A 12388-nucleotide genomic window follows, 5' to 3' on the forward strand; every position below is an offset into this window, starting at 1 on the left:
ATACAAGCTGCAATACGAGTTGAGAAAAAAAACTAATAAAGAATAAAACAACTAAAATGGATATAGCAAACATCCTGAAAGAAAAATCGGAGGTAATAGCGCTAAGCCTTGTTACCTATCAGTTTCAGCTAAGACCTAAGGAGTGGGCCCGATACGGCAAAACCGGTATCGAAGTTAGCTTACGCGACGCGCGCTACCTATTGGACTACCTGTACGAGTCCATTGTAGCAAACGATCCACAAATTCTGGTAAACTACTCGCTGTGGGCCGATGAGCTATTCAAAGGCCTAAAACTACCCGAAAATACCATGCTCGAGACACTCGAATGCCTAAAAGTTACAATTAGCCGCGAATTCCCTGAGCTCCACCACAAGGCTTCGCAGGTTATTGATGAATCGTTAATGGCTCTCAGAACCAACCAAAAACATTTGCTCACAAGCAATACCATTACCCCTTTAAACGAGCAGGCTAACCAATACATTGAATTGCTGCTTAATGGAAATAGACACGAAGCATTACAATTCATCAATCAGCTCTCCAACCAGGGAGTAGCAGTTAAGGATATTTACCTGGAAATATTTCAGGCAGCGCAGTATCAAATTGGGCAGCTTTGGCTCCAAAGTAAAATAAGTGTTGCAAAGGAGCACTATTGCACCGCTGTTACGCAGCAAGCCATGTCCATGCTATACCCTAAAATATTCACCACACAACGTAAAGGTTTAAGTTTTGTAGCAGCTTGTGTTGGGAACGAACTCCATGAAATTGGTGTACGAATGGTTGCGGACTTCTTTGAAATGGATGGCTGGGACACCTACTACCTGGGAGCCAATACTCCAACAGACAGTATTGTTAAAGCCGCAAACGAGAGGAATGCCGATTTGCTAGGACTATCCATTGCATTACCCATTCATCGTAGCATACTTAAGGATGTGATTGAGCAAATAAAACCAAAGCTCCCACCCAAAACCAAAATCATTATTGGTGGATACGCTCTTAACCAAGCAAGCGTTAACCCCAACTGGTTTGGAGCCCATGCCTATGCTCCCGATGCATTAAAAGCTGTTGAGGTTGGTAATACATTAGCCGCATAGTATATGGATACTGAAGGCATTAAGGGAATAGTTCTAAGTTGCGATACCAAGGGCATAATTACCAACGTTATTCATAATGAATTACTGGAAGATAGGAATTCTATAAAAGGAAGGCATTTCCCGGCCATTCTTCACCCATCAAGTATCGAAAAGGGTTTTAGATTTATCGATGATATCAACACCAAACTCTTTTCATTTGACCACTACTTGACCATACAGAACGCCGGCCGAAGATACCGGCTTTACTTCATTGGACTAAAGCTTGATGATGAACTCCTGATAATTGGTTCTGAGAACCATCAGGAAGCATTTTCGCTGATTGAGGAGATGCAAAAAATCAATAACGAGCAAGCCAACCTGATCCGCAAGCTGATGAAGGATAAGTTCACCTCACCCCCACCCGACGATAAAGAGGTACAAACCCTTTTCAACGAGCTTACCCGAATTAACAACGAGCTGGTTAATCTACAACGTGAGCTGAATAGGAAAAATGCAGAGCTTGAGCGATTGAACGAGTTAAAGAATAGCTTTATAGGCATGGCTGCGCATGACCTGCGCAACCCCCTTGGGGTAATTCAGAACTACGCCGAATTTTTGGCAGAACAAACCACCGATACGCTAACCGAAAATCAACGCTGGCTACTTGAAGTTATCCGGCAATCGGCTCATTTCATGTTGGGACTGGTTGAGGATCTGCTCGATTACAATAAGATTGAATCGGGCAAACTTGAATTATCAAAAACCACAATCAACCTTAATACCACCATTGAGCGTTGGATTTCCATTCAAACCGATTTGGCAAAGCATAAACAAATTGCCATTAAGTATTATTCACCCGATTACGAAATAATCGTTGATGCTGATTTAAGAAAGCTAGAACAGGTTTTTAACAACTTGATTTCAAATGCTATTAAGTTCTCGTTTCCCGGTTCTGAAATCAATGTTCAAATCGACAGAAAAGGAGAGTACGCAACCTTAAGTGTTAGGGATCAGGGTATAGGGATGACTCAGGAACAGCTTGAAAAGCTTTTTAAACCCTTTGTTCGCATAGCTGCCGAAGGAACGGCAGGCGAAAAATGCACTGGTTTAGGCCTCTCAATAGTAAAGAAAATAGTTGAGGGTCATGGTGGTCATATTGAGGTTAGTAGCACTCCTAACAAGGGGACTGAGTTTGTTGTGTATTTGCCACTGAAAAAGGATTAAGGGTAAAGGATTAGTTTATAGTTGTTGGTTGATGGTTGGTTGTTTGGTGTTGCCCCGTCCTATCGTGTCATGTTGAGTTCCTAATATATCGGGATAGATTCCACCGAAGCATATCTTTTCTCCTTTTACCCTTTGATGAGATCCCTCGACTGCGCTCGGAATGACAAATGAAGTTGATCGTGTATAGTTGCTCGTTGTTCGTAAAACAATTGTCATGCTGAGCTAGTCGAAGCATCTCCTTTTAACTCCATTACATTCCTTTTGATTAGTTTCTAAGCAGTCGCTTTTGGGAATGTTTTTTTTCCCTTGCGATGCAGCGTTTCACCCTTGCTCTTTGGAATGCCATGGCGTGCATCGCTATGCATGAGGGAGTAACAATTGCGTTACAAATATTACGCCCCTACGGGGCTGGGAGAGTTGTTCGTTGTTCATGGAATCGACCTCACCCCAGCCCATCTCCTGACAGGAGAGGGGTGCACCGTTAAAGTCTCCCCTCTCAGGGGAGATTTAGAGGGGTCATTTAGGTTGAATGTGGGAAACGGATTCACCCCAGCCCCTCGCTATACTTGTGGGAGTAGCCATGGAGTTACAAAGGTTTATCCCCTACGGGGCTGGTCGCACTATACTTGAAGGAGATTCCTCGACATAGTCTATCCCGATAGAATCGGGACTCGGAATGACAATACCCCTTGCATCTTTACGCCCTTTGTCATGCTGAGCCAGTCGAAGCATCTCTTTGAACCTACAACTCTTTAACACCTTTTGATTGGTTTTCTGGCAATCGCTCTTAGCCATGTCTTTCTGTTGCGATGCAACGTTACACCCTTACTCTTTGGAATGCCATTGCGTACATCGCCTAAAATTTTGAATACCACATTATCCAGGGTTAAAACCCTGGTTTAAAGCAATTTGCCTTTTCAGGGCGAATATTGCACGCGTCTGGTGACGCGCGCAAACAATGTAAAGAATATCATCCTTTAACCAAATGCTTTTGCAGCATGCCAATTAGCTTATCGCGGAATATGGGTTTGGCAATGTAATCCACACAACCTACCTCTAAAGCTTTTTTCCTATCGCTCTCGGCTGCGTAGGCTGTTTGTGCAAAGATCGGTACAGTTGGGTTGATTCGCTTGAACTCCTCAATTACCTCGTACCCGGTCATATCGGGAAGCTTTATGTCCATAAGTACTGCATCGTACGATGAGTTCTGCTTAAAATGGTCAATTGCACTACTTCCGGTGCTCTCAATGTGGTAGTTTACATTTAATCCACTAAAAAGCTCATTGAAGTAGGCAATGTTGAAAGCATCATCTTCCACTACCAAGAGGTTTAGATTTTTAATCACTTCTGGATTCACTGTTTCAATCGCAATTTCCTCAACTTTCTTTATGGGCTTGTAAGGTAATGAGAAGTAAAATGAGGTGCCTTTACCAACCTCCGATTCAAGCCAGATTTTTCCGTTGAGCAGGTTAACCAGGCTTTGAACAATAGTAAGTCCAAGTCCAAGCCCATCGTAAATCACCCCCTTGGGGCTAACCTTTTGGAAACGTTCAAATATCTTACCCTGCATGTCGTGTGGTATGCCAATTCCCGTATCGGTAACCCGGAATACAATTGAACCGTTGGATAGCTCATGGAACCCAAACTCAACGTAACCGCTATGGGTAAACTTTAGGGCGTTGTGGATAAGGTTAACAAATACCTGGCGTAGCTTTGACTCATCGCTTTCAATCAGGTTCGATACGTGAGCAGGTAAAGGTAATAGCCTAAGCTCAATTTCCTCACGCTCCATGCGTTTTTTGTAGCCCTCAAAGGTTTGAGCAAGGTCGGTAAAAATGCCATTTAAATCAAAAGGCTTAAATTCAGCCTTCAGCTGTCCCGATTCAAGACGGGAAATATCGAGAAGCTCGTTAACAATATCAAGCAAATCGTATGAGCGCTGTTTTATTACGCCGGTGTAGTAGCTAATTTTACCCTCATCGTCGTGGTCCGATTCAAGAATTTCAGCAAAACCAACAATGGCGTTCATGGGTGTACGAATCTCGTGGCTAATGTTCTGCAAAAAGGCTGTTTTGAGCTTATCGCTCTCCTCAGCTTTTTCTTTTGCAGCGATAAGCTCATTCATGAGCATCTTCTTATCGGTGATATCAATTTTTACAGAAAGGTAATAGGCATTTTTACCAAGTTCATCGGTAATAAGTACAATTATTGTTTCCTCATAAAAAATATCACCATTCTTGCGTTTATTTATGAATTCACCCTTCCAAATATTACCGGAGGTGAGGGTATCCCACATTTCCACATATCGCTCCTTTGGGGTTTGTCCCGATTGTAAAAAACGTGGGTTTCTACCCATGGCTTCATGGGGTTCGTAGCCAGTTACCTTGGTAAAGGTAGAGTTTACATATACAATTTCGGGCTTAAGAGTGGTAATTACAACGGAGACGGGGCTTTGCTCAACGGCTGTGGAAAGTAACTTTACAGTGTCGGCCTTTCGTTTGTAATCAATAGTTCGTGCTACCTGCTCGGAGAAGTACTCCAGTATGTATTGTTCATTTACCCCAAAAGCATTGGAATTGGTGTAGTGCTGTACAGCCATAACCCCAAGTAAATGTCCATGGAATTTGAGGGGAACGCCCAACCATGCCATTGGTTTGGTTCCAATTAGGTCAATCTCATTTTTAAAAATTAGCTCATCGAAGCAACTTGGTTGACAAAGCAGGGTATTTCCCGTACGAATTACATACTCAGTTAATCCATGGCCATCACTGCGGGGATTTGGGGTTTTAATATCTGTAGAATCGACAAAGTAAGGGAACGATACCTCATTGTTCTCGGAATTGTAAAGGGCTATATAGAAGTTATCGATATTAATTAAATCGGAAATAATTTTATGGGTTACCGTAAAAATCCTGTTCAGCGAGAAGTTGGTACTGGTCATTCGGGCAATATCGTAAACCGCTTTTTGCAGTGCCTTGTCAATTTCTTCGCGGGTAACATCCCTAAGAATAACCTCAATGGATTGGAATGACTGGTTATTCTTAAAACCAGGAATATAAATGGCCTCCACCCACTTATAATTTTCGTTACCAACGCTTATCTTGAATCGCCGCTTAATGAATTCATTGCTGGTTCCAGCGTTTTCAAGGATTAACTTAATGCGTTCATCAGGGATAAACCTGTTCCTAAGTTCTGGTTGTGCTTTATGCTGCTTAAGGTTAAAACCTAAAATGCGCTCTGCCTCCCTGTTAATGTATTCAACGTAAACATCTGGCTTAAGAATAACCCTAACAATACCAAAGGGAAATTCGCTATGAATTCTATCGACATGGGTACTATACCCATCGAATGGAGCGTAGGGTAATATGCAGCTATCGGCCTTACTGGTAAAGTAATATTTAAGTAAAGTTGCCTGTAACCATTCTTTATTGGTGCAATGTACCACATCGTCAATATCCATACTGAGCAATTTAGCAGTATCGAGGTTTACAGCCTCATGGTCGAGCAAGGCAACAACCTGAACTTGGGGAGAAATATCATTCCTGACCGACACTGCTTGCTTAATTAAACCGTAACTATTAGAAGTTAAATGCACCAATAAAACGCCGTTGAAACGCTGGCTTAAAACATTATTTAACCCGGGAAGCGAATCAACCTGTAAAAATTTACAGTGTGAAAATTCAGGACGGTTAAGCAATCCCTTTACCAATTCAGTACAATTGGACTGATTCGATGAGTAAAGCAGTATATGCCAGTTACTACCTTCAACGGGTTTCATCAAGTAAAATGTTAAGGGTTACAGAAATTTGTCCAGGGTACGGTAAATCTTATCGCTGCTAAGGGGTTTGGTTAAAAAATCGGAGCAGCCAGAATCTAGGGCTTCAGCCCTATCGGCATCGGTAACAAAAGCGGTTTGAGCAATAATGATAGTGTTTGGCAGGAACTCCTTAATTTTTCGGGTTGCCTCATGCCCACTTATTCCTGGAAGTTTAAGGTCCATGAAAATTAAATCGGGATTGTGAGCGCGTGCCTGTTCAACCGCCTGCTCACCATTGTAAGCAGTTACAATTTTAGCCTTTGTTTTTGCAAGGAAATTCTGGATAATCAATGAGGTAAACTTATCGTCCTCAACTACCAGAATGGTTTTATTGCTTAAATCTTTTATATTCTCCATGGCATTATTTTTAAATGGTAAAAAATCGAACTGCAACAAGCGATGAGTAGAAGACGCATGGCAATCCCTCGCGGTAAAATCGATATTTGGGCGAAATGGATTTGTAGTCCTCAAAAGTTCTTAACCGTATCCTGCCACTACTTATGCCCATTTCCTGCAAATACTCCATCATGGCTTTTAGTCGGCTACTTGCACCAACTGTATCGTTTTCAACCTCGTGAAGAAAACCATTTAGTTCAATTCCTAAGTTGGGGTTTTGAGCCAAGAAATTGGTAAGCCAGTAAAGCTGGCAGAGGCTACGGGGTTTGGTGCCAGGTTGTCCAATATCAAAGTAAACCTCATCGAGTAGTGCATAATACCTACATAGGGTATCAATTTCTAAAAGTTCATGCCTTTTAAGCATGCTAAAGGGAATGAAGCGAGGCGAGAGCACCTTTACGTCCTCTTTTTTAACAGGCTCAAGCCTGATATCATCTATGTAATAGTAGGTAACCTGATTGGTAAGTATGGTACGCTGAAGGGTTGTGTTTAAGGAACCAATATCGTTTGGAAAATAGGCTGTTTGACTATCAGGGAAAAAGTTGCCTAAAGTCATAAAGAGCTCGCCGCCACGGGTTCTAAAGGTATCGGCAAATTCAGCCCAAATTCCTGGTGTGCAGTATAGTACCGCTGTGTCAATAAAAGCAACTGGTTTGATTGGTAGCACACCATCCTTTCGGGTTATTGGACTTTCGGTGAAAGCTATGCCAAGCCTGTTCGATACAAATGTGGAGTGCTGCGCAAGGGCATACTTAAAGCTAATGCGGTATAGCTGGTTAGGTTGTAGGGGTGTAACCAGTTGTGTTTGTATATACTCCCTGTAATTTATAGGTTTAACCTTACGCTTAGTATCGGGCTTTTTAATGTTAGCGTTAGTTATGTTTACAGGCGCAAGGGGACCGCTATGTACGTAGTCGCGGTAATCAATCTCCTCCTTCACATCAGGGGTGTCGAGCAGCACTAAGCCAATAAAGCCATCGCCCTCGGCCGGGAAAATACTACCCATAAAGTTCTGGGGTACCCCCACCATCTCCTTACTACATCGGTTAAAGTAATCGGGGGTACCCTTGGTAGGCATAACCCATTCGGGCAAAAAACGTTTTGTGTGTTCAACCGTATAATTATCGGGACAAACATAGTATTTCTCAAAGCTGCCATTCCTGATTAGATTTTGCCCCGTTACTGCAAAACCGAAAAACAATGTGAATGATAGTATGGATATATACACCCTCATAGCTAATGCTAAAAGCCTGTTTTGGGGACTTTACGCCAGTATATTGCTATTCCGGCACATACCCTTGAATCGGTTGCATCTTTGAATTCCTTTTTGCTTGCTAATACGGTAATCTCAAAAAGAACGTTTTTGGTCTTTTCAACTGTAAAACCTACCGTTTCAACGTAGTCGTCGTTTGCGTTATCGTAAAAAACAGAATTATCATCCGCATTAATTATCCTGAATTGGATTGGATAATAACCCTTTTCAGTACAGATACCAATTTTATAGTCGTAACCACCAAAAAGTACAACCTGGTAAGTAAAAGTTTTTTTGGCTTCAACCATACGGCTTCGGGACTGGCCAAACCGCTTGAAATCTTCAATATCTGGTGGAGTACATTCTCTAATAGTATGAAAACCTGAGCATTGAGCCTGTACCGTTACAATAGTCGCGATAAAGAGTGAAGCTGTAAGTATAATTTGCTTAAACATAGCAGAAAGGTTTTAGATTAATACTTAAGGTCAATTAGCTTTTTACGAGCATTGGCAACCATATTGCGCAGCTGCGCCAATTCGGCTTTGCTAAGCTTTGTAGTATCGCCACCAGTTATGGTGAAATGTTCCTTGCTATCAGTTACTACCGATTCGTTACCTGCCGAAGAGAGTTTTTCCTTGAAAAACTTGAAAATTTCAGTAACATCCTCGGTTAAACTTTTAAATTCAGGTTTACTGCTATTGTATGCAATAAAGTTATTGTAGTAATTGTCAAAAACAGCGCTTTGGTCAATAACCGTAGCTATTGCTTCGTCGGGGTTTGCTGCATTCTCAATTGAGTTAATCCCTATTTGCAATACCTCAATGGCAGCACCAATACCAATCATTGAGAGTAGCTCCCTATTTCCCGATTCAAGGATAGTATTGTATGCGTTTTGCGAGAAATCTTCGAAAATGGCATCCAGTGAGTCTGGGTTATTAAGGTTTGCGTCGAAACGCTTAAAGTAAGCATCGTTCAGTATGGAGCCTATACCCAAATCGCGAGTTAGCACCTGTAAAGCTTTAAAGTATTCCGAGGAAGCATTCCTCTGGTTGTAGTAATTGGTATAGGCAAAGTCGGCAAAGTACACACCTAAAATCAATGCCTTATGCTTAACCATAACCGTTTTTTTCTCAATGCCAAGGGGTGCCATATAGCTATCGGAATACTTAATACCCGATGTAAGAACAATGCTCAGCACCTCCGAAGGTGTGGGTAGCATAATTTCCATTTGATCCTGAACCAGTGTATCCTCACCAAATTCAGTATCAACATCAGCTTGGTTGGTTTTACCTCCTGAGCAGGAGTAAAACATTGCTGCAAGCAGCATTGCTAAAACCACGAAATAAAATCGGAATTGTTTCATAAAACAAGGTATTAGGGTTCAATATTTTCATGTTCTACAGTTATTGCCAATTTAAGTTTTTCCTATTAAAAAAGCAAGTGATAATAAACAAGGATGTGTGAAACATTCAAAAAAATTAGCTTTGGTAGCAATACGTTTGTTAAGTAAAAACAAAAAAGATTCAACAGGACTGATAAGGTTAAAGGATAAAGGATAAAGGATAAAGGATTAAGAATAACAATTTGATATAATAGGGACGAGGGTGCAATAATAATATTCCCTAAAAGCCCTTTACTAGCTTAAATAGCTTGAGTTGAACCATTGAATTGGAGAGTTTTGGTAAAATATCAAATAGTAAGATGAGGTAAATACCTACAAGAAAAACAAGAAGCACGGCAACATTAAAAGTGAAAGTATCAAATAGCTTGTTTGCAATGCGCTTAGCTGGAGCAAGGAAGTGAGCCCTACCCCATTTATTCATGGGAATCTTAAAAACAGGATCGATTGTTTGAACCAGCCTATTCTCAACCACCTGAATAGCTGTTATATTCTTGCGGGCAAGAGTCAAGTCATCGACTCCCCTATTGGTATGCATTTGCTTAAACTCTAAAAAGGCTTCCGCACTGTTGAACTGGCTCTGCAGCTTTGTAACAATTTCATCCTTTCTTCTTATGGCTTTGGAATACTGTTGCTGTTTTTTTTGCTGTAGTTCATGAAGTATAATTTCAAGTTTGCGGAACTCAGCGGTATTAGGCTGTGGTAATTCAGCAATACCAATATTTAGTTGACTTAAACCGCTTTTAATGAGATTTTTAAGCCTAAGCCTGTTAATGCTATCGGACTGGTTATAGCTCTGAATAACCTGAAAAAGCTTTGGAATTAGGTACTGCGATTGAATACGGCTTTGGCTTTCGGCCATATCAATTTCAAAAAAATGTCGCTCATAGGCATTATTCTTGAACTGATGAACAAGCAAGGCTTCCATTCCCCACATGGAGGGAGAAACTACTCCAATTACCGGAACAACCTCAGGATTTGCTAACCGATGGTTCATCCTATCAAAAGGGATGGTTATACCGCTTAGGATAATCTGGGGTATAACCAGGAAAGGCACAATAAGGTAGGCTGCCGATAACGATTTGAAAATGGTTGAAACAATGAGGCCGGCTATATTTCCGAAAAATCCCATCAAAATCAGTATCACCCAAATAGGTAAAAACATTCCCTTTACCTTGAGAATATAAATAGATATTGCCGTGTATATTAGCGTTTGAAGGATTGTTAAGCCGAAGTAAAAAAGAACCTTTGAATTATAGTAGGCTTTGCGGTTCAGGAAAAGAAAAGCTTCACGATTATTGATATTGGCATCCTTAATAACACTATCGGATGTAACTATCATACCTAAGAACATGGACGCAATAATACTGGTAAGGAAGAAAATGGGTATGTTATAGTTTTCGTAAAAGATGTAGGTATATCCCCCCTGTTCATTGGGAAACGAATACTTGCTGAAAAAGGCTATTACGGCAGCAAGTAAAACGGGTATGACAAAAGCGAAAATAAAAAATTCAATATCGCGTAACTTGCTAAGGGTAAGCCTTGTGAGAAATACCTCAAGCTGGTTAACCCAATCTGCTTTAACTGATTTACTTTCCGGTAATGGATTTATGGTGATTTCTCCTTCGTCGGTAGGTATGAAGCGGCTACTCCAAACTATGGGTTTTACTTTTCTGTTTTCGGTGAGCTGACCAAATTCATCAACCTGCTTCTCGTCAATTATGTCGAAAATCTCATCGGATTTTATGTTCTTGCAAACGCTGCACTCCACTTCATCGGCATCAATACGGCCAGCATGCATCTTAAAGTAACGGATAGCCTCAAGCGGATTGCCATAGTACACCATATATCCGCCCTGATCAAGCACCAAAACCTTATCAAATAGCCTATAAATTTCAGTAGAGGGTTGATGGATGTTTACAAGCACTAACCTTCCAGATAGCGATTGCTCCTTGAGCAATGACATAACTCTATGCGAATCGGCCGATGACAAGCCCGATGTAGGCTCATCGACAAGTAGCAACTTTGGCTCCCTGATGATTTCGGAAACTATATTCAGCCTTTTGCGCTGTCCACCACTAATGTTGCGCGATAAAGAACTTCCAACCTTTAGGTTACGAATATGGTATAGTCCAAACTCAGCAAGCTTAGCATTCACTAGCTCCTTGGTTTGCTCAACAGTTAAATTACCTAGAGCAAGCCGTGCAGTATAGTATAAATTCTCAAAAACGGTTAGGTTTTCAAAAAGCGAATCGTCCTGAGGAACAAAACCTATTAACTTTTGAATCTGCGATAACCCCTCCCTATAGTTAACACCGTTAAGGGTTATATTGCCCCTTTTTGGAACTAATGAACCGTTGAGGAGGTTGAAGAACGTTGACTTTCCAACCCCACTCCCACCCATTATTCCCACAAGTTCGCCCGATGTGGCAGTTAGCGACAAGTTGTGTAATCCAAAGTTCGAACGGGGATAGGTAAATTCAACATTTTTCAGGTTTAGGGTTATTGATTCATGTTGGTTTAATCCTTTAAACCGGCCAATAACCTTACTATAGTACAAAAGCGGTTTGCCATTTTGTGAAATAACTGACCCACTCTGAAAGTAGTATATTGCCTTTGGCTGTATGGGCTTTGAGTTTAGCTGTAGGTTTTCCTTTCCCTGGTAACGGAAAAAGATTGTGGAAACATCGGGAAAGTAAACAAATACAAAATACCCAGCAATCTGCTCCTTTTTTACAAAATGAAAGCCTTCCAATTCAGGACTTACCGACTTTACTATTAGGATATTCCTACGGTCGTGTACTTCGTAAAGTTTGCCCGAAACAAAGCTGCTACATAAGCTATAGGTTTCAGCTGATATTTTTAGCTCATCGGCTATCTGCTTTATTTTTCCAGCAATACTATTTGATTTTGATAGTAGAATTGCATTTTTCTGAACAAACAATCCAAATTCAAGGAGATTAATAAGTAGTAAAAGCCGTTGCTGAATGGAACTTTCCCTATTTAATTTGCTACAAATCTTATTAACATCAATGCTACTAACGGTTTGCTTGCTATTCCTGATTACCTGTTTTAGCTCCTCTTTCTGCTTCTTCCCAATCCTGGGATTTACAAGGCGAGTAAAAAGCACCTCAGTGTAAATTTCTGCAAGTTTTTGCAGGCTGGCATCGCCATTAAGCACTATATGGGCAAAAAGGTTAACCTGTGAATATACCAAAAGCTCGTTCATG

General features: G+C 41.0%; 8 protein-coding genes. 2 read left to right on the forward strand and 6 right to left on the reverse strand.

Annotated elements, in window-relative coordinates:
• Window positions 1-35 precede the first annotated feature (35 nt).
• Window positions 36-1091 carry a cobalamin-dependent protein gene (locus WHS63_RS04935; protein ID WP_445204177.1) on the forward strand — a complete coding sequence of 352 codons (1056 nt, stop codon included), beginning with the start codon at window positions 36-38 and terminating at the stop codon, window positions 1089-1091.
• Window positions 1092-1094: 3 nt separating this feature from the next.
• A complete protein-coding gene (locus WHS63_RS04940) occupies window positions 1095-2294 on the forward strand; it encodes a sensor histidine kinase (protein WP_445204143.1) in 1200 nt (399 codons plus the stop codon).
• A gap of 970 nt (window positions 2295-3264) precedes the next feature.
• Here WHS63_RS04940 and WHS63_RS04945 read toward each other — a convergent pair.
• The 6 genes from WHS63_RS04945 to WHS63_RS04970 all read right to left on the reverse strand — a co-directional run bounded on the left by WHS63_RS04945 (window position 3265) and on the right by WHS63_RS04970 (window position 12387).
• Window positions 3265-6072 (reverse strand): ATP-binding protein, encoded by a 2808-nt coding sequence (locus tag WHS63_RS04945; protein ID WP_445204144.1) that lies wholly within the window; start codon window positions 6070-6072, stop codon window positions 3265-3267.
• Window positions 6073-6090: 18 nt separating this feature from the next.
• Window positions 6091-6468, reverse strand: a complete 378-nt coding sequence (locus WHS63_RS04950) for a response regulator (protein ID WP_445204145.1) — start codon at window positions 6466-6468, stop codon at window positions 6091-6093.
• Between the two features lie 10 nt (window positions 6469-6478).
• On the reverse strand, window positions 6479-7741 hold the full coding sequence (locus tag WHS63_RS04955; protein WP_445204146.1) for a hypothetical protein: 1263 nt from the start codon (window positions 7739-7741) through the stop codon (window positions 6479-6481).
• Between the two features lie 8 nt (window positions 7742-7749).
• Window positions 7750-8214: a hypothetical protein gene (locus WHS63_RS04960; protein WP_445204147.1), complete on the reverse strand. Its 465-nt coding sequence runs from the start codon at window positions 8212-8214 to the stop codon at window positions 7750-7752.
• A 17-nt stretch (window positions 8215-8231) separates the two neighbouring features.
• On the reverse strand, window positions 8232-9122 hold the full coding sequence (locus WHS63_RS04965) for a hypothetical protein (RefSeq protein ID WP_445204148.1): 891 nt from the start codon (window positions 9120-9122) through the stop codon (window positions 8232-8234).
• 259 nt (window positions 9123-9381) lie between these two features.
• Entirely contained in the window at window positions 9382-12387 is a 3006-nt protein-coding gene (locus WHS63_RS04970) for an ATP-binding cassette domain-containing protein (RefSeq protein WP_445204149.1), read from the reverse strand.
• Window position 12388: the final 1 nt, after the last annotated feature.

It is taken from the genome of Tenuifilum sp., from assembly GCF_037481895.1.
In the GTDB taxonomy this organism is placed as follows: Bacteria; Bacteroidota; Bacteroidia; order Bacteroidales; family Tenuifilaceae; genus Tenuifilum; species Tenuifilum osseticum.